16 protein-coding genes are annotated in these 18,558 nt (G+C 65.6%); 9 read left to right on the top strand and 7 right to left on the bottom strand.

Annotated elements, in window-relative coordinates:
* Positions 1–5: 5 nt before the first annotated feature.
* From eda to zwf, 3 genes are read right to left on the bottom strand one after another with little or no spacing between them, the layout of a single operon-like run.
* Complete coding sequence (gene eda, locus B2P87_RS09560) at positions 6–656, bottom strand: bifunctional 4-hydroxy-2-oxoglutarate aldolase/2-dehydro-3-deoxy-phosphogluconate aldolase (RefSeq protein WP_141891256.1); 651 nt, start codon at positions 654–656, stop codon at positions 6–8.
* A gap of 3 nt (positions 657–659) precedes the next feature.
* Positions 660–2,468, bottom strand: coding sequence for a phosphogluconate dehydratase (gene edd / locus B2P87_RS09555; protein WP_141891255.1), 1,809 nt, complete (start codon positions 2,466–2,468; stop codon positions 660–662).
* Between the two features lie 48 nt (positions 2,469–2,516).
* On the bottom strand, positions 2,517–3,965 hold the full coding sequence (zwf, locus tag B2P87_RS09550) for a glucose-6-phosphate dehydrogenase (RefSeq protein ID WP_141891254.1): 1,449 nt from the start codon (positions 3,963–3,965) through the stop codon (positions 2,517–2,519).
* 347 nt (positions 3,966–4,312) lie between these two features.
* On the opposite strand from zwf, the gene B2P87_RS09545 reads away from it, so the two are divergent.
* The 6 genes from B2P87_RS09545 to B2P87_RS09520 all read left to right on the top strand — a co-directional run bounded on the left by B2P87_RS09545 (position 4,313) and on the right by B2P87_RS09520 (position 11,452).
* Positions 4,313–5,416 (top strand): CaiB/BaiF CoA transferase family protein, encoded by a 1,104-nt coding sequence (locus B2P87_RS09545; protein ID WP_141891253.1) that lies wholly within the window; start codon positions 4,313–4,315, stop codon positions 5,414–5,416.
* Between the two features lie 238 nt (positions 5,417–5,654).
* Entirely contained in the window at positions 5,655–7,640 is a 1,986-nt protein-coding gene (locus tag B2P87_RS09540) for a CocE/NonD family hydrolase (protein WP_141891252.1), read from the top strand.
* Between the two features lie 202 nt (positions 7,641–7,842).
* A complete protein-coding gene (locus B2P87_RS09535; protein WP_141891251.1) occupies positions 7,843–8,820 on the top strand; it encodes a glycosyltransferase family 2 protein in 978 nt (325 codons plus the stop codon).
* A gap of 2 nt (positions 8,821–8,822) precedes the next feature.
* Positions 8,823–9,203: a GtrA family protein gene (locus B2P87_RS09530; protein WP_008556408.1), complete on the top strand. Its 381-nt coding sequence runs from the start codon at positions 8,823–8,825 to the stop codon at positions 9,201–9,203.
* Positions 9,204–9,221: 18 nt separating this feature from the next.
* Positions 9,222–9,986, top strand: coding sequence for a class I SAM-dependent methyltransferase (locus B2P87_RS09525; RefSeq protein ID WP_141891250.1), 765 nt, complete (start codon positions 9,222–9,224; stop codon positions 9,984–9,986).
* On the top strand, positions 9,983–11,452 hold the full coding sequence (locus B2P87_RS09520; RefSeq protein ID WP_141891249.1) for a hypothetical protein: 1,470 nt from the start codon (positions 9,983–9,985) through the stop codon (positions 11,450–11,452). Before B2P87_RS09525 ends, B2P87_RS09520 begins: the two co-directional genes overlap by 4 nt.
* 60 nt (positions 11,453–11,512) lie before the next feature.
* On the opposite strand, the gene nadC is transcribed toward B2P87_RS09520, so the two are convergent.
* From nadC to nadA, 3 genes are read right to left on the bottom strand one after another with little or no spacing between them, the layout of a single operon-like run.
* Complete coding sequence (gene nadC / locus B2P87_RS09515) at positions 11,513–12,367, bottom strand: carboxylating nicotinate-nucleotide diphosphorylase (RefSeq protein WP_141891248.1); 855 nt, start codon at positions 12,365–12,367, stop codon at positions 11,513–11,515.
* On the bottom strand, positions 12,364–13,920 hold the full coding sequence (locus B2P87_RS09510) for an L-aspartate oxidase (RefSeq protein WP_141891247.1): 1,557 nt from the start codon (positions 13,918–13,920) through the stop codon (positions 12,364–12,366). Before B2P87_RS09510 ends, nadC begins: the two co-directional genes overlap by 4 nt.
* Before the next feature lie 3 nt (positions 13,921–13,923).
* Positions 13,924–14,976, bottom strand: a complete 1,053-nt coding sequence (gene nadA, locus B2P87_RS09505; protein WP_058284974.1) for a quinolinate synthase NadA — start codon at positions 14,974–14,976, stop codon at positions 13,924–13,926.
* A gap of 338 nt (positions 14,977–15,314) precedes the next feature.
* On the opposite strand from nadA, the gene B2P87_RS09500 reads away from it, so the two are divergent.
* Genes B2P87_RS09500 through B2P87_RS09490 form a run of 3 tightly spaced genes read left to right on the top strand, consistent with a single transcriptional unit; the run spans position 15,315 to position 17,529 of the window.
* Positions 15,315–16,019 (top strand): ABC transporter permease, encoded by a 705-nt coding sequence (locus B2P87_RS09500; RefSeq protein ID WP_027244766.1) that lies wholly within the window; start codon positions 15,315–15,317, stop codon positions 16,017–16,019.
* Positions 16,019–16,729, top strand: a complete 711-nt coding sequence (locus tag B2P87_RS09495; RefSeq protein WP_058284975.1) for an ATP-binding cassette domain-containing protein — start codon at positions 16,019–16,021, stop codon at positions 16,727–16,729. The genes B2P87_RS09500 and B2P87_RS09495 overlap by 1 nt, the downstream gene beginning before the upstream one ends.
* A complete protein-coding gene (locus tag B2P87_RS09490; protein ID WP_141891246.1) occupies positions 16,726–17,529 on the top strand; it encodes a substrate-binding domain-containing protein in 804 nt (267 codons plus the stop codon). The genes B2P87_RS09495 and B2P87_RS09490 overlap by 4 nt, the downstream gene beginning before the upstream one ends.
* A 233-nt stretch (positions 17,530–17,762) precedes the next feature.
* On the opposite strand, the gene phnF is transcribed toward B2P87_RS09490, so the two are convergent.
* The gene (gene phnF / locus B2P87_RS09485; protein ID WP_141891245.1) at positions 17,763–18,476 is read right to left on the bottom strand and encodes a phosphonate metabolism transcriptional regulator PhnF; all 714 of its coding nucleotides are present in this window, start codon (positions 18,474–18,476) and stop codon (positions 17,763–17,765) included.
* Between the last annotated feature and the right edge of the window lie 82 nt (positions 18,477–18,558).

Raw genomic sequence — 18,558 nt, 5'->3', positions numbered from 1 at the left:
CTGGCTTAACTTTTGCCCAGCCTGCTGGCGTCGCGTGCCAGAGCCTCGATGGCGCCCCAGTCGCCGGCCTTGACCAGATCGGCGGGGGCCACCCAGCTGCCGCCGGCGCAGACCACATTGGGCAGGCTCAGGTAGCTTTCGGCATTGGCCGGGCTAATGCCGCCGGTGGGGCAGAAGGAGATCTGCGGCAGCGGCGCGCCGATGGCTTTCAGCGCCGGGGCACCACCCGAGGCCTCAGCCGGGAAGAACTTGAGCATCCCGTAGCCGCGGGCCAAGAGCCGCATCGCCTCGGTTGCGGTGGCCGCGCCGGGCAGGAGCGGCAGGCCGATCGCTTCGCAGGCGTCGAGCAGGGCGTCGGTCGCGCCAGGGGAGACGCCGAACTGGGCGCCGGCCGCCTTGGCGGCTTCGGCATCCTTGGGGGTGATCAGCGTGCCGGCCCCGACCACGCCGCCCTTCACCTGCGCCATCTCCCGGATCGCGTCCAGCGCGGCGCCGGTGCGCAAGGTGACTTCCAGGGCGGGCAGGCCGCCCGCAACCAGGGCCTGGGCCAACGGGCGGGCACAGGCCGCATCCTCCACCACCAGCACCGGCATCACCGGCGCCAGGGCGCAAATCTCGCAGGTGCGCAGGCTGGCGTCCTGTGGGGTTATCCGCATGGTTTACACTCCAAACACGCTGGCGCCTTCGTCGGCCGAAGCGACCGAGCGGCGGAACAGGGAAAACAGCTCACGCCCGGTGCCGTTCTGATGGGCGCTGAGGTCGGCGGTGGCGGGCTCGCGCTCCAGCGCGCCTTCGGTGAGGACTTCCAATGTGCCCTTGGCTGCATCCAGCCGCAGCAGGTCGCCGTCCTGGATCCGGGAAATCGGCCCGCCGTCCAGGGCCTCAGGCACCACGTGGATCGCTGCCGGCACCTTGCCGGAAGCGCCCGACATCCGGCCATCCGTGACCAGCGCCACCTTCTGGCCGCGGCCCTGCATGATGCCGAGGAAGGGGGTGAGGCTGTGCAGTTCCGGCATGCCGTTTGCCTTGGGGCCCTGGAACCGCACCACCACGATCACGTCGCCAGTCAGCTCGCCCGCCTTGAAGGCGGCCTTGGCCTCCTCCTGGTCGTGGAAGACGCGCGCGGGGGCTTGGACCACGTGGTGCTCCTTTGCCACCGCCGAGACCTTGATGACCGCGGTGCCCAGGTTGCCGGCCAGCCGCTTCAGCCCGCCGGATTTCTGGAACGGCGCATCCGCCGGGCGCAGAACCGCGTCGTTCAGGCTCTGCCCCGGGCCTGGGCGGAACGTGAGGCCGTCCTCCGTCAGGAAGGGTTCCTGCGTGTAATGTTCCAGCCCGTCGCCCGCGACCGTTCTGGTGTCCGGGTGCAGAAGGCCTGTTTTCAGCAGCTCGCCGATCATGTAGCCAAGCCCGCCGGCCGCGTGGAAATGGTTCACGTCGGCCAGCCCGTTGGGATAGACCCGGGCCAGGAGAGGCACCGCGTCCGAAAGCTCTGCAAAGTCCTGCCAGTCGAGCAGGATGCCGCCCGCCCGCGCCATGGCAATCAGGTGGATCAGCAGATTGGTCGAGCCGCCGGTGGCCATCAGCCCGACAATGCCGTTGGCATAGGCTTTCTCGTCCAGCACATCGCAGACCGGGGTGTAAGTGTTGCCAAGGGCGCTGAGCGACAGGGCGCGCTTGGCGCCTGCCACCGTCAGCGCCTCGCGCAGCGGCGTGCCGGGGTTCACGAAGGACGATCCGGGCAGATGCAGCCCCATGAACTCCATCAGCATCTGGTTGGTGTTGGCGGTGCCGTAGAAGGTGCAGGTGCCGGGGCCGTGGTAGGCGGCCATCTCGGCCTTCAGCAGCTCCTCGCGGCCGATCTCGCCAGCGGCGAATTTCTGGCGGATATGCGCCTTTTCGTCATTGGCCAGGCCGCTGGTCATGGGACCCGCGGGCAGGAACACCGCCGGGACATGGCCGAACGCCTGGGCGCCGATCACCAGCCCCGGCACGATCTTGTCGCAGACGCCGAGAAACACCGCGGCGTCAAAGACGTTGTGGCTGAGCGCGACGCCGGTGGCCATGGCGATGGTGTCGCGGGAAAACAGGCTGAGCTCCATCCCGGCCTCGCCCTGGGTGACACCGTCGCACATCGCGGGCACCCCGCCCGCCACCTGCGCGGTGCCGCCGGCCTGGCGCACCGTATCGCGGATCAAGGCTGGGTAGGTCTCAAACGGCTGATGCGCCGACAGCATGTCGTTGTAGGCCGTGATAATTCCCAGATGCCCCTTGGAGGCCTCTGCCAGTGTCTGCTGGTCCGGTCCGGTGGCGGCATAGGCATGGGCCTGGCCGGAGCAGGACAGATGTGCCCGCGCGGGCCCCTTGCCACGGGCCGCGCGCATCCGCTCCAGATAGGCTGCGCGGGTGGTTTCGCTGCGGGCGATAATGCGGTCGGTGACGGCGGCCAGTGTGGGGTTCAAGCTCATGTGGGGCCTTTGTAGCAAACTGCGGGGGCAAAGGGGAGGGCGGCTGTCTCAGGTTCCGATACTGCGCCAGCGGCGGCCGTCGCGGTGGATCAGCAAAAGCGAGTCATCGGGTCCGGCGCTGCCGCTGTCATAGGGCTGCGGGGCTTCGCCGGTGTCTTGCCACCCGGCGATGATCGGATCGGCCCAGGCCCAGGCGGCTTCGACCTCGTCGCCGCGCATGAACAGGGTCTGGTTGCCGCGGATCACATCCATGATCAGCCGCTCATAGGCGTCTTGCGGGCGGCCCGACTCCGGCAGCTCATCCGCGAAGGTCATGTCCAGGTTGGCGCCGGTCAGCCGCATGCCGCCGGGGCCGGGGTCCTTTATGGTGGTCTTCAGCGTGATGCCCTCATCCGGCTGCAGCCGGATCACCAGCACGTTGCCGTGGATCGGGCCGGAGCCTTCGAAGATGTTGTGCGGCGGGTCGCGGAAATAGACCGCAATCTCGCTCACCCGCTCGCGCAGGCGCTTGCCGGTGCGCAGGTAGAAGGGGGTGCCGGCCCACCGCCAGTTCGCCACCTCGACCTTCAGCGCAATATAGCTTTCGGTGCGGCTGGCGGGGTTGCCCGCGTGATCGCGGTAGCCGTCCCCGTTTTTGCCGCGGTACTGGCCGCGGGCGATGCTGGCCTGCGCCACCGGGCGCAGCGCTTCGATCACCTTGACCTTCTCGTCGCGCACCGCGTTGGGGGCAAAATGGGCGGGCGGCTCCATCGCGGTCAGGCACAGAAGCTGCATCAGGTGGTTCTGCACCATGTCCCGCATGGCGCCGGACTTGTCGTAATATTCCTCGCGCCCTTCGATGCCGATGCTCTCGGCCACGGTGATCTGCACGTGGTCGATATGAGAGGAGTTCCAGAGGGGTTCGAACAGCGAATTGGCAAAGCGCAGCGCCATCAGGTTCTGCACTGTTTCCTTGCCCAGATAGTGGTCGATCCGGTAGATCTGCTGTTCCTCGAAGTGCTCCCGCAGCGCCGCGTTCAGCCCCCGGGCCGAGGCGAGGTCATGGCCGAACGGTTTTTCCAGCACGATGCGGCTTTCGGGCGTGGCGATGCCGGTCTCGCTGAGGCGGCGGGCGATATCGGGAAACAGGGCCGGCCCCACCGACAGGTAGAAGGCGCGGATCGCATCCTCGCGCAGTTTCCCGTGAATCGCATCCCAGCCGGTCTCGCCGCGGGCATCCACCGCGACATAGTCCAGAAGCGCGGTGAAGCCGGCGATTTCCTCGGCTGTGGTTTCCACGTCCTGGCCGAACTCGCGGATCGCATCGGCGGTCTGGCTGCGGAACGCTTCTGCGGTGAGGTCGCTGCGCGAGCTGCCGATGATCCGGCAGTTGCTATCGAACTGGCCGATCTGAAAGCGGTGAAACAGGGCCGGCAGGATCTTGCGGCGGGCCAGGTCCCCGGTCGCGCCAAACAGCACGAGGTCAAAGGGCTGGACGGGAATGACGCGGGAAACCATTGATTTTACATCGCTGTTCCATTGAGGCCAAGAATTGAACCCGGGGCCGGGTCATTGTGCCGCCTGAGGCGGGGCAATTCAATCGCCTCAGCTGGCATGTGGCCGGTTAAAGTTGAGTTATCGCTAACATAATGTTGTGGCCGGGGCCATCGGGAATTTTGCCCAGGTGTATCGCCGGGTGAATTGCTGCATGTGTTATGAGCCTTGGGGCGCGGAAAACACGTGATTTCCGGCTTTCGGCCTGCAGGGTGTCTCGCTGGCCCGGGATTTGATCAAATCTTGCAGCAGGGCGGCGCAGCGGCTAAGCATGGCGGCAAAGAGCACGGCACCAACAGGGAGGAGTGCCCATGACCCCGCTTGCAGGCCTTAAGGTGGTTGAACTGGCGCGTATTCTGGCCGGGCCCTGGATCGGCCAGGCGCTGGCGGATCTCGGCGCCGAAGTGGTCAAGGTGGAGAGCCCGGACGGCGACGATACCCGCAAATGGGGCCCGCCCTTCATTGAACGCGACGGCGACACGTCAGCTGCTTATTACTATGCCGCCAACCGCGGCAAGGATTGTGTGACGGCCGACTTTCGCACTGAAGAAGGCAAGCAGGCGGTTCTTGGACTGATCCAGGATGCCGACATCCTGATTGAGAACTTCAAGGTCGGCGGGCTGAAGAAATACGGGCTGGATTATAACAGCCTCAGCAAAATCAATCCCCGGCTGATCTATTGCTCCGTGACCGGCTTTGGCCAGGACGGTCCTTATGCCAAGCGGGCGGGGTATGACTTTCTTCTGCAGGGCATGTCGGGACTGATGTCGATCACCGGCGCGCAGGACGGCCAGCCGCAAAAGGTCGGTGTGGCAATCACCGATATCGTCACCGGGCTTTATGGCACGATCGGCATTCTGGCGGCGGTGGAGCAGCGCCACCGGACAGGGCGCGGCCAGCATCTGGACATGTCGCTGCTGGATTGCGCCACGGCCCTGCTGGCGAACCAGGCGATGAATTATCTGGCGACCGGCGAAAGCCCCACCCGGCTGGGCAACGATCACCCGAACATCGCGCCTTATCAGGTGATGGCGGTGCAGGATGGCCATGTGATCCTGGCAGTGGGCAATGACGGGCAGTTCCAGCGGCTTTGCGGCGTGCTGCGTCTGGCGGAGGCCAAGGCGGATGCGCGTTTCCAGACCAATCAGCTGCGGGTCGCCAACCGCAAGGCGCTGACGGCGATTCTGGAGGAGGTGCTGGCTAAGTGGACGCAAGCGGATCTGCTGGCGGCGCTGGAGGCGGCGACGGTGCCTGCAGGACCGATCAACACCATTGGCCAGGCGTTCGAGGATCCGCAGATCAAGCACCGGGGGATGCAGATCGCACCGGAAGGGGTGCCGGGGGTGCGCGGTCCGTGGAAATTCTCGGACGCGGAACTGGCCCTGGATAAATCGGCGCCGAAACTGCCGGAGTAACCGTGCCGGTGCCGTTTGCCGGGATAAACCGGCTCCGCCCGGCTGTTCCGTTCGGGTGCGGCCGGATCGGGCAGGAAAACGCAAAAAATCAGCGGCGTTCCCAGGCTGGCCGTCTCGATTCGGGTCTAAACCGCGTCAGTTCGCTTACATCCGCTTACAAATGCTCCCTTTCCTTCGGCGGCTGATCTGGAGAGTTTGCTTAAGTGGCAGATGCCAAACCAACGACAGGAATATCCCCATGCCCGGCGCTTACCGCATCATTGAGAACACTTGGATCCCTCTGCCGGATGGCCGCAGGCTGTCGGCGCGGATCTGGATGCCAGAGGGCGCGGGGCCGTTTCCGGCGATTCTGGAGTATCTGCCCTACCGCAAGCGCGACGGCACCGCGCCCCGGGACGAGACCACGCACACGGTTTTTGCCGCCGAAGGATATGCCTGCATCCGGGTGGATATTGCAGGCACCGGTGACAGCGAAGGGGTGTTTGACGATGAATATTCCGAACAGGAGCTGAGCGACGGCGAGGCGGTGCTGGCCTGGATCGCGGCGCAGGACTGGTGCGGCGGCAATATCGGCATGATCGGCATCAGCTGGGGCGGCTTCAACGGTCTGCAGCTGGCCTTCCGCCGTCCGGAGGCATTGAAGGCAGTGGTGTCGGTGGCCTCGACCGTGGACCGCTACGCCGACGACATCCATTATATGGGCGGTTGCCTGCTGAGCGATAACGCCAATTGGGGCAGCCAGATGTTTGCCTACCAGTCGCGGCCCGCGGATCCTGAGCTTCGGGCGGACTGGCGCGAAGACTGGATCAAGCGGATCGAGGGGATGCCGTTCATGGCTGCGGAGTGGCTGCGGCACCAGACACGGGGGGATTTCTGGAAGCACGGGTCGGTTTGCGAGGACTGGACGGCGATCCAGGCGCCGGTCCTGGCGATCACCGGCTGGGCCGATGCCTACGTGAATGCGCCGCCGGCGCTGGCAGCCAATCTGACCGTGCCCGCCAAAGCCATGATCGGCCCGTGGGAGCACCGCTATGCCCATATCGCCAAGCTGGACCCGGCGGATTTTCACGGCGAGGTGCTGCGCTGGTTCGGCAGGTGGCTGAAGGGCGAGGAGACAGGCGCCGAAGACCTGCCGGACTACCGCGTTTTTATGCAGGAGCACTTCAACCCAACCATGCAGAACAAGCCGCGCCAGGGCCGCTGGGTGGCGGAGGCTGAATGGCCCTCGCCGAATGTGCGGGACCGGGTGATGCATCTGGGGCAGGGCGTGCTGGCGGATCAGCCGGGCAGTGGTGTCACCGTGGTCAGCAATCCCGCGACGGTCGGGCAGGCGTCCGGCTATTTCTGCCCGGGGATGCGGTTTGACAATGAACTGGCGGGCGATCAGGCGGTTGACGATGCGCTGTCGGCCTGTTTCGACGCTGCCCCGCTGGCAGAGCCGCTGGAACTGCTGGGCAGGCCGCGGGTCAAGGTGGCGTTCAGCGCCGACAAGCCGGTGGCGCAGCTGGTGGCGCGGCTGTGCGATGTGTCGCCGGAAGGCGTGTCGCAGCGGATCACCTACCGCCCCTTGAACCTCACCTGCCGCAACGGATTCGAGGTGCCGCAAAAGCTGGTGCCGGGGCAGCGCTATGAGGCGGAGATCGAGCTGAATGAATGTGCGCACCGCCTGAAACCGGGGCATGTGCTGCGGCTGGCGCTGTCGGCGTCCTACTGGCCGGTTGTCTGGCCCGCGCCGGAGGCGGCGGAGGTGACTCTGCATTTGGAGGAGTGCGCCCTGATCCTGCCGGAACGCAAGGCGGAACAGGAGATCGAGCCGCAAAATCCCGGCGCGCCGCGGGAGTATCCGGTGCTGCAGGCGGAGCAGCTGCGCGCGCCTGGCGGCAGCTCGAAAACCTGGACGCGGGAGGACGGCGCGCTGGTGCTGGATACATTTGACGATTACGGCAAGGCGGTGGACCCCTATCACGGCATCTGCGCGGGCAGCCATGTGGCCATGCATTATGAGGTGCATCCGGATGATCCGGCTACGGCGGGTTTTACCAGTGACTGGACTTTTGAGTTTGAACGCGGCGGCTGGCAGGTCGCGATTGAGACCAGGAACAAAGCGACCTGCGACCGGGAGAATTTCTATCTCCGGCGCGAGGTGACCGCTTACGAGGGCGCAGGCCGGGATGTGGTGGTGACCAAGGAGTGGCAGGAAACGATTCCCCGCGGCGTGCTGTAAACCGGGGCGGGATGCGGGCGGATTTTCGGCAATTCGTCCGCATTTGCCCCGGTTTTGCCACAGTGCGTTACCGAAAGCACACAGGCCCTTAACCATTTAATTGCAAATTCAGCTCTTAGCGTCCCGCCGTTGCCCTGCCTGCGCCGGATCGGCCAGTATCGCGGTTAACGAGCGGTTAACAAACAGATTTGAGGGCGAAAAGGTGCAGCTTTCCGTTGTTGTGCCCTGCTACAATGAAGAAGAGTCGGTTCCCCTGCTGGTGGAACGGCTGGTGCAGGCAATAGAACCATGGGCGCAGGACGCCGAGATCATCCTGGCGGATGACGGCTCCAGCGACGGCACCTGGGCGGCGATCGAGGCGGCCCATGCCAGGCACCCGGTGGTGCGGGGCATACGGCTGTCGGCCAACCGCGGGCACCAGGTAGCGCTGACCGCGGGGCTGGAGTCTGCGCGCGGCGCGCGGATCTTTATGCTGGACGCCGACCTGCAGGATCCGCCGGAGATCCTGCCCGACATGATGATGATGATGGACCGCGGTTATGACGTGGTCTATGGGCGCCGGGCCGAACGGCAGGGGGAAACCCTGTTCAAGAAGGCTACCGCCTTTTTGTTCTACCGATTCCTGAACACGCTGTCGGATGTGGACATCCCCAAAGATACCGGCGATTTCCGTCTGGTCAGCCGCCGCGCGCTGGATGCGGTGCTGGCGATGCCGGAGCGGGCGCGGTTCATCCGCGGCATGTTTGCCTGGGCGGGGTTCAAACAGATCGGGCTGGAGTATGTGCGCGATGCACGGGTTGCGGGCGAAACGAAATATCCGTTCCGGGCGATGCTGCGCTTTGCCACCGACGCGCTGACCGGCTTTTCCACCAAACCGCTGAAGATGGCGACACGGCTGGCGTTCCTGAGCCTTTACGTGACCTTCCTGATGGCGGTTTACGTGTTCCTGTCGCTTATCCTTTACAACACCGCGCCCGGCTGGGCGTCGATGCTGCTGGCGCTGTCCTTCTTCTCGGGGATCCAGCTGCTGACGCTGGGGATTATGGGGGAGTATATCGGACGGCTTTATATGGAGAGCAAGCAGCGCCCTATGTACTTCCTGTCGGAGGAAACCGGCGAAGGCGCCCCCGCTGAGCCGGTGAAGATCGAACCCGCACCGCTGCGCAAGGAAGCGTCGTGAGCATGGCGGACACCGGGCAGATCCTGCGCTTCTCCATCGTCGGCGCGACGGTCGCGGGGCTGTATGTGCTGGCCTATACCGCGCTGCTGGCCGCGGGGATGGAGCAGGCTGCAGCCAATGCCCTGGCCTTTGCTGGGGCGGTTGCGGTGCAATACGTGCTGCAAACCTGGTGGACCTTCCGCCGCCCGCTGGGCCTGCCGGATCAGATGGCGCGGTTTGCCTGCACCATTGCTGCCGGTTTTGCTGTCTCGGCGCTGATCACCGGTTTCATCGGCCCGGCGCTGGGCTGGGCGGACTGGCTGTCCGCCGCCGCCGTCACGGTGATCCTGCCGGTTCAGAATTTCATCATCTTCCGCCTCTGGGTGTATGCCGCGGCTGGCTGAGTAAAGTTCGGAGCAATCATGTCCCATATCTATTCCAACGAGTTTTACGACTATATCGACCAGGGCGCGCGCTCCTCGGCGCAGGCGATGATTTCGGTGGTGCAGCCGCATCTGCAGGCGGGCAGCGTGCTGGACCTGGGCAGCGGCCGCGGCGTGTGGCTGAGCGAGTGGATCAAGGCCGGTGTGACAGATGTGGCTGGCGTTGACGGCGATTATGTCGACCGCGACCGGCTGGCGATCCCGCGCCAGCAGTTTCATGCCGCTGACCTGACCAAACCTTTTGACCTGGGCCGCAAGTTCGACCTGGCGCAGAGCCTGGAGGTGGGGGAGCACCTGCCCGAGGCGGCCTCGGAGAAGCTGGTCGAGAGCCTGACCCGCCATGCCGACAGGGTGCTGTTCTCGGCCGCGGTGCCGGGGCAGGGCGGCGAATTTCACATCAACGAAAAGCCGCTGTCCTTCTGGCAGGAGATGTTTGCGGCGCGCGGGTTCACCGCCTTTGACTTCGCCCGCCCCAGGTTGAAGCACATGCAGGGCGTCGAGCCGTGGTACCGCTACAACACCGTGCTTTATACCAATGCCGCGGGCCGGGAAGGGCTGCCGCAAGAGGTGCTGGCAACGGAAATCCCGGCCGGGCAGAAGGTGCCGCTGGCGGGCAGTCTGGGCTGGCGGATGCGGCGCGGCATTGTCTCGCTGATGCCGCAGCCGATGGTAACCAGAATCGCTCAGGGCCGCGCCGCTGTGCTGGCCCGCCGCGCCCGCCGCCTGCAGGAGGCCGCGGGATGACACTGGCCTCAGCCGGCAGCGGCGTCGCGCCGCGGCGCGCCCTGCCGCAGCTGCCGGTCACGGTGGCAGCGGTCTTTGCGATGCTGCTGCTGACCGCGCTGTTCCAGCTGCCGGATCCGATGATCCGGCATGATGACTACCCTGCGCTGCTGGCAGATCCGTCGCTGTTCTACTCAAAGACCCTGACGGAGGGGCGCTGGGTCAACTACCTGTGGCACCTGCGCGGTTTTGTGACGCCGGCCTGGCTGAATTTCCTGGCCTATCAATTCCTGTGGGCCGTCTACCTTGGCTGCCTGGTGCACAATGCCTTTGGCCGGGAAGCAGAGATCTGGCAGCGGGTGATGGTGGCGCTGATTGCGGGTCTCGGCCTGCCTTGGGTGCTGATCTCATTGTGGTTCAACACGCTGATCCCCGGGCTGGCCATTGTCGCGCTTTATGCCTGGCTGGCCACACGGCTGAGCGAGCGGGCCTGCCGCTGGCTGATGCTGGTGTTTGTGCCGGTTTCGCTGATGGCCTACACCACCTATCCGTTCCTGATCCTGGGGCTGAGCCTGACCCGCGCGGGCGTCGCGCGCTCTGCCAGGGATCTGGCGGGGCTGCTGGCGCTGTTCATTGCCAGTTTCGCGCTGGGCATGCTGGCAATCTACTCGCTGAACTATGCGGTGCATGGGGTGTTCGGCGTGCCGATGGCGGAATGGCGAAACCCCAGTCCGGCCCGGGATCTGGCGTCGGCGCTGGAAAACTCCAAACTGGCCTGGCAGTTCCTGGTCAGCCTGGCGCAGAAGGGGGCCTATAACAACACGGTTCTGGTGCTGTTGCAGTGGGGCTTGCTGGCCTGCGCGGTCTGGGCTGTGCTGCGGCAGGACAAATGGCGGGCGATCTACCTGCTGTCCGGGGCAGTTCTGGGGCTGGCGCTGATTTGCCTGCAGGTGATCCGCAGCGGTATCGACATGCCAGTGCGCTCCGGCGGGTTCCTCTGGATTTTCGGGGCTGTGTTCATCGGGCTGTTCGTCTTGACGCTGCGCGACAGCGGGCGGCCGCGGCTGAGCCGGAACCTGCTGTTTGCCGTGACCGCGGTCCATGTGATCTTTGGCGGGCTGACCTACCGGGTTCTGACTGAATGGCACAGGGTAAGCCGGGCAATGGCAGCGGAGCTGGCTGAAGGGCAGGGTCCGGTGTATGTCACCGGCACCTATCTGTCGCTGGAGGCGGCCCGCAAATCGGATCTGCAAAAGGACCATTCGGTGGCGTTCCGCCTGCACCATCTGACCGGGCGCGAGATCGTGATGTGCGAAAGCCGTCCCGAGGATTGCGCGCAGCTGCCGGAGGAACTGCGCGCCGGTTTACAGGGCCGGACAGGGTTCGAGGTGCGCCAGATTGACGGCGGTTCAGTGCTGATGCTGTCGCCCGAGGCGCTGCGGCAGGACAAGCTTGAAGCGGCCCGTCAGCTGCGTCAGGCGGATTAGCGAAACAGATCGGGCAGGCAGGTGAGGGCCTGCCAGCCGCAGCTTGCCTGCCCCGGGAAATCAGAAGTCGAGGCCCAGATCGAGGGTGCGCGCGGAATGGGTAAGCGCACCGGAGGAGATGTAGTCGACCCCGGTTGCCGCGACTTCGGCAATGCGCTCCAGCCGCATGTTGCCGGAGGCCTCGGTCACCGCATGGCCGCTGGCCATCTCGACTGCTTTGGCCAGCGTGGGGGTGTCCATGTTGTCGAGCAGAACCACATCGGCGCCGCCGGTGGCGATGACCTCGGCCAGCTGGTCCAGGGTATCGACCTCAATCTCCACCTTCATCATATGGCTGACGCCGGCCTTGGCAGCGTCGAGCACGGCCTTGATCCCGCCCGCAGCGGCGATGTGGTTGTCCTTGATCAGGATCGCGTCCGACAGGCCGAAGCGGTGGTTGTAGCCGCCGCCGTGCAACACCGCCTGTTTCTCGGCAATGCGCAGGCCCGGGGTGGTCTTACGGGTGCAGGTGATGCGGGTGGCGGTGCCCTTGGTTTGCGCGGCAAAGGCCGCGGTCTGGGTGGCGATTCCGGTCAGCCGGCCGGCAAAGTTCAGTGCCACCCGCTCCCCAGACAGGATCGAGGCGGCGGAGCCTTCGATGGTCATCAAGGTGTCGCCCTTCTTGCAAGGGCTGCCGTCGGGCAGGAGGGTGTCCACCTTCAGCCCGGCATCGACCAGATGAAAGGCGATGCGGGCGATTTGCATTCCCGACACCACGCCGTCCTCGCGGGCATTCAGCCGGGCGGAGTAGGTCGCGGACGCCGGGATCACCGCGCGGGTGGTAATGTCGCCGTTCTGGCCCAGGTCTTCCATCAGGGCGGCGCGCACCATCGGTTCCAGGATCAGGTCGGGCAGGGTGGCGAAGTGGGTGCTCATGTCAGTTCCTTCACGGCCTCGGCGCGGATGGCCAGGGCCTCATCCAGGGTGATGCGGGTGCGGTGGGCCTGCGCGGGGTCTGCCTTGGGGAAGTCGTCGCGGAAATGGCCGCCGCGGCTCTCTTCGCGCCTCAGCGCGGCGGCAGCGATCAGCGTGGCGGTGGCGCACATGTTGAGGAAGTTTTCGTCTGCCGCCTGTTCGGCCTCAAGCCGGGCAATGGCGGCCAGCGCCTTTTTCAGGCCGGCGCCAGTACGGCGCACCCCGGCGTGGGCGGTCATGGTCTGCCGCAGGGTTTCCAGCGCAGCCTGATCCATTTCCTGTCCGCCTTCCGGGAAACTGAGGCGGACGTCTTCTGCGTCTGGCGGGCTGTCCAAAGAGGCCATGTCCTGGGCCGCGTTGCGGGCATAGACCAGCGCCTCCAGCAAACCGTTGGAGGCGAGCCGGTTGGCGCCATGCAGGCCGGTGGAGGAGGCCTCGCCGCAGACCCAGAGGCGTTTCAGGCTGGTCCGGCCCTTCATGTCCGCCTCGACTCCGCCCATGTGGTAGTGGGCGGCGACGGCAACGGGGATCGGCTCCTGCACCGGGTCGATGCCCGCACGGGCGCAGGTTTCCGCCACGGTGGGGAAGCGGGTCAGCACCTCGGGCCCCAGCGCGGCGCGGGTGTCGAGCATCGGCCGGCGGCCAGCCTGGGTTTCGGCAAAGATGGCGCGGGCAACGATGTCGCGCGGTGCAAGCTCTGCATCCGGGTGCGCGGCCAGCATGAAGCGCTCGCCATTCGCATTGATCAGCACCGCGCCTTCGCCGCGCAGGGCCTCGGTGGCGAGCGGCGCCGGGTCCTCGCCGATGTCAAAGGCGGTGGGATGGAATTGCACGAATTCCGGATCGGCGATGCGGGCGCCGGCGCGCGCGGCAAAGCCGATCACCTGGCCGCGGATGCGGGGCGGGTTGGTGGTGTGGGCATAAAGCCCGCCGGAGCCGCCGCCCGCCAGCAGCACGCCGGGTGCCTTGATCAGCACCGGGGCGGAGGGCACGTCGGCGCGGGTGATCCAGATGCCGGTAACGCTGCTGCCCTCGGTTTCCAGCCGCACGGCCTGGGTGTCTTCCAGAACCTGCACGGAGGGCGCAGCGCGGACTGCGGCAATCAGCGTCCGCATGATCTGATCGCCGGCCTGATCCCCCTTGACCCGCACCACGCGGGCGGCGGAATGGGCGGCTTCGCGGCTCATCACGTAATTGCCGTCCGCGTCGCGGTCGAAGGGCGTGCCAAGCTCGGTCAGGTCGACGATATGCTCGCGGGCCACGCGGGTGACCATGGCGGCGACCTCCGGGTCGACGGTGCCTGCGCCGGCCTGCAGGGTATCTGCGGCGTGCGCCTCTGGCGTGTCATGGCTGGCCATGGCCGCCGCGACGCCGCCCTGCGCCCAGGCCGAGCTTGCGCCTTCACCCAGGGGTTCGGGGGAGATGACCAGAACCGGCCTGGGGGCCAGTTCCAACGCAGCGTACAGCGCGCCAAGGCCTGCGCCGGCAATGACAATGCGGCCGGTTTCGACCACGGATCAGATGCCCAGTTTCTGCGAAAGGTCGATCATCCGCTGCACTGCGACACGGGCCTTTGCTGCCACCTCGGGGTCCACCTCGACCGGCTCGGTCATGGTGTGCAGCGACCACAGGACTTTCTCCAGCGTAATTTTCTTCATGTAGGGGCACATGTTGCAGGGGCCGACGAACTCCACCTCGGGCAGCTGGTCGGCGATGTTCGAGGCCATCGAGCATTCGGTGATCAGCAGAGCCTTTTCCGGCTTCTCCTCCGTCACGTATTTGACGATGCCGCTGGTCGAGCCGGAGAAGTCGGCCTCGGCCACCACATCGGGCGGACATTCCGGATGGGCGATCAGACGGGTGCCCGGGTTCCACTCGCGGAAGTCGCGCAGGTCCTTGGCGGTGTACTGCTCATGCACGATGCAGGAGCCCTCCCACCAGACGATGTTCTTTTGCGGAACCTGCTGGGCAATGTTCTGCGCCAGATACTGGTCCGGCGTCATGATGATGGTGTCTTCTTCCATTGCCGCAACGATCTGCGCGGCGTTGGAGGAGGTGCAGCAGATGTCCGACGCGGCTTTCACCTCAGCGGTGGTGTTCACATAGGTGACCACCGGCGCGCCCGGGTAGCGGCGGCGCATTTCGGCGACGCCTTCGGCGGTGATGCTTTCGGCCAGCGAGCAGCCGGCCTCCATGTCGGGGATCAGCACGGTTTTCTCCGGGCTCAGGATCTTGGAGGTTTCGGCCATGAAATGAACGCCGCATTGAACGATCACGTCAGCCTCGACCCGGGTGGCCTCAATCGCCAGCTGCAGGCTGTCGCCGACAAAGTCCGAGATGCCATGATAGATTTCCGGCGTCATGTAGTTATGCGCCAGAATCACCGCGTTGCGCTGCTTCTTCAGCTCCAGAATCGCCGCCACATAAGGCGCATGGGCGGCCCATTCGATGGGGTTCACCACGCGGTTCATACGGGCGTAGATGTCTGCCATCTGTTCGGCCAGGGCCGGGTTAGGGGCCAGATCATAGTGGGCGGCGAGCTGATCCCGCATGGATTGCAGGTCGAACATGGCGTTTCCTCAAGGTTGCGTCCAGGGTGACACTTTGGGCGGGGGTTGTTTCACGTTCAAAACGCGCACGCAAGCGCGCGTGAAGGGATTTGCGGCCAAATGCGGTGATTTGGCGCTAACAGGCGGCATGGGCCGGGGCGCCCGTGCCGGATAAACCCGCTGCAGCCGGGATCCAGTGCTAAGCCTTTGACTGTCCGGAGTGATATGGTGGTAAAACTTGCCTTTTTCCAGAGGTCTGACGTTTTTGGCTGTTCCGATGCCTCCTCCTGTGATTTTGAAATCTGCCAGAGGGTGTTAGACCCGGTCTGACCAGGCTGATGCGGAGTTGAGCGAGCGGAATGACGGATCTGTGGGCAGGACTGTGCCAGGCCTTTTGGCTGCTGGTGACGCTGGACGCGGATCTGGTGGAAATCACCCTGCGCTCCCTGCGGGTGACGCTGACCGCGCTGGCCATCGCCTGTGCCATCGCGCTGCCGCTGGCGGCCTTTCTGGCGGTGCGCCGTTTCCGGCTGCGGCGTGCCACGATTGCGGTGCTGAACGCGCTGATGGGGCTGCCGCCGGTGGTGGTGGGGCTTGTGGTCTATGTGTTCCTGTCCCGCGCCGGGCCGTTCGGTGTCTTTGGCTTGCTGTTCACCCCCACGGCGATGATCATCGCGCAGGTGATCATCGTGGTGCCGCTGGTGGCCTCGGTCGCGCATCAGTCTTTGCGGGAGCTTTGGAGCGATTACCACGATCTTCTGATCTCGATGAACGCGACCCAGTTCCAGCGCATCCAGGCGCTGCTGTGGGACGGCCGCCGCGCCTTGCTGACTGCGGCGCTGGCGGGGTTTGGCCGCGCGATCGGCGAGGTCGGGGCAATCATGGTGGTGGGCGGAAATATCGACCATGCCACCCGGGTGCTGACCACGGCGATTGCCCTGGAGACCGGCAAGGGGGAATTCGCCATGGCGCTGGGGCTTGGGTTTGTGCTGATTGCGCTGGCGATTGCGGTCAACCTGGCGATCCACTGGCTGGGCCGCACCGAAAGCGAGGGGCGCTGGTGATGCAGATGTTCCCGCTGGTGGCCCAAGGCGCCCAGGTGCGCCGCCGCGGCAAGGTGCTGGTCGGACCGGTTGACCTGACGCTTGGCGGGCGGGGAACATCCATTGTCATTGGCCCTAACGGGGCGGGCAAGACCACGCTTCTGAAGATGCTGCATGGCATTGTGCGGATGAACGGCGGCAGCCTGGACTGGGCCTGCCCACTGGAAGAGGCGCAGAAGCGGCAGGCGTTTGTGTTCCAGACACCGGTCATGATGCGCCGCACGGTGATCGACAACATCGCCTATCCCTTGCGGCTGGCCGGCATGAGCCGCCGTGAGGCGCGCGCGCGGGCAGCGGACTGGGCAGGCCGTGTCGGCCTTGGGGAGATCCTGCAGCGCCAGGCCACCATGCTGTCGGGCGGCGAGCGGCAGAAGCTCGCCCTGGCCCGCGCCTTGGTGCGCGAGCCGGAGGTTCTGTTCCTGGATGAACCCTGCGCCGCCCTGGACGGCCGCGCCACCCGCGAGATCGAAGAGATCCTGGCCCATGCCTCTGACAGCGGCACACGGCTGATCATGTCCACCCACAACATGGGGCAGGCGCGGCGGCTGGCGGATGAGGTGATCTTTGTCCTGGGCGGCCGCATTCACGAATTCAGCCCGGCGGAGGCGTTTTTTGCCGGGCCGCAAACGCCGCAGGGGCGTGCTTTTCTGAACGGAGATATTGTCGAATGAAACGTCTGATTACTGGTGCCTTTGCATCCCTGGTCTTCGCCACCGCAGCGCTGGCGGAAGAAATGAAGATGGCTGTGACCACCTCGTTCCACAATTCCGGGCTGGCAGAGATCCTGCTGCCGGAGATCAAGAAAGATCTGGGCCTGGATGTGCAGTTGCTGGTGGTTGGAACCGGCCAGGCGATCCGGCTGGGCGAGGCAGGCGACGTGGACGCGATCCTGGTGCATTCCAAGAAGGCCGAGGAGGCGTTCCTGGCGGGCGGCAACGGCACCCATCGGCGCGAGATCATGTACAACGACTTTGTCCTCATCGGTCCCAAGGGCGATGGGGCCGGCACGGCCGGCGCAGAGAACGCGGCGGCCGCGCTGCGGAAGATTGCCGGGGCAGAGGCCAATTTCGTCAGCCGCGGCGATGACAGCGGTACCCACAAGAAAGAACTGGCGCTGTGGCAGGCTGCCGGGCTGGAGCCCGATGGGTTTGGCGCGTGGTACCGGGCGGTTGGCGCGGGCATGGGGGCTGCGCTGAACACGGCAGCGGGCATGGATGCCTATATCATGTCGGACCGCGCCAGCTGGCTGAACTTTGGCAACAAGGCCGGGCTGGCGCTGCTGTTTGCCGGGGATCCGGTGCTGTTCAACCAGTACGCCTATATCCCGGTAAACCCGGAAAAGCACGGCCATGTGAAGAACGGTCTGGCGATGGAGCTGGAGGGCTGGCTGGTCTCTGACAAGGCGAAGGACCTTATTAACGGCTACCAGATCAACGGCGAGACGCTGTTTGTCTTCAACGCAGAACAGTAACGCAGCGGAGGCGCTCCCGCCCATTCCGGGCATCACAGATGCCCTGAATGGTTGGGCAAAGCACCACGCTGCGCGCGGTGCGGTCCCGTGCGGTACAGAGCTTTAGGGGAATAAGCGGTCTGAGAAGCGCTGTGCCAGCTGTGATGCGCCACCGCGCTGCGCGCCAGCGCGGCGCTGCGCCCAACTGTGAGGTGCAATTTCAATTGCGCCGGAACAGGCGGGAGCGGTCCGCTTCAGGTTTCACCGCCCACCGTCAGTGTCACACGGTCGCCGGCAAACCAGGTGCGGCCGAACTCGATCGGCGTGCCCGTTGTGTCCACGCTGACCGATGTCGTGCGCAGGATCGGGGCGCCTTCGCTGATCTGCAGGTGCAGCGCCTGGGTGGCGGTGGCGAGCTTGGCGGCGATGCGGGTTTCGCGGCGGGTGTAGTCCTCGACCCCGCAGCGTTTCAGAGCCTTGGTGATCGAGCTTTCCTCCTCCAGCGCCTCGCGCAGCCCTGGCAGCAGCCCGGCCGGAAACACGGCTTGGGCCAGGGCGATGGGCTGGCCGTCGGCCAGCGACAGCCCGTCGTAAACCAGCACCGGGTCGCCCGCCGTCAGCCGCAACGCCTCAGCCTCGCGCAGCCCGGCGGCGCGGGTTTCCAGCGTCAGCAGTCTTTTCCCCGGGATCCGTCCCTCGCGCGCCAGGTTCTGGTGGAACCGGACGCGCTTGCCAATGGGGTAGTCGGTTGGCTTGGCGGCCACGAACACCCCTGCGCCGCGGCGGGAATGCACCAGGCCCTGCGCCGCCATGTCCGCCAGCGCCCGGCGCACGGTGTGGCGGTTGACTCCGAACCGGGCTGACAGCTGCGCCTCGGCCGGCAGCTTGCCGCCGGTCTCATACCGGCCCTGGGCAATGTCATCGGTCAGGGCGATGGCGATGGATTTCCAAACCGGGGTGCGGGCCATGTCATGGAACTTTCACAAGTCTTCGATTGCGCCTGCCGGGGCGACTCGGCTAACATTTGTCTAGTTGTATAGTTGATGTAGA

This window comes from Leisingera sp. UBA4491 (genome assembly GCF_002388965.1).
Lineage (GTDB): Bacteria > Pseudomonadota > Alphaproteobacteria > Rhodobacterales > Rhodobacteraceae > Leisingera > Leisingera aquaemixtae.
The sequence above is the reverse complement of the archived record's forward strand: the minus strand, read 5'-3'. Positions and strand labels throughout refer to the sequence as shown.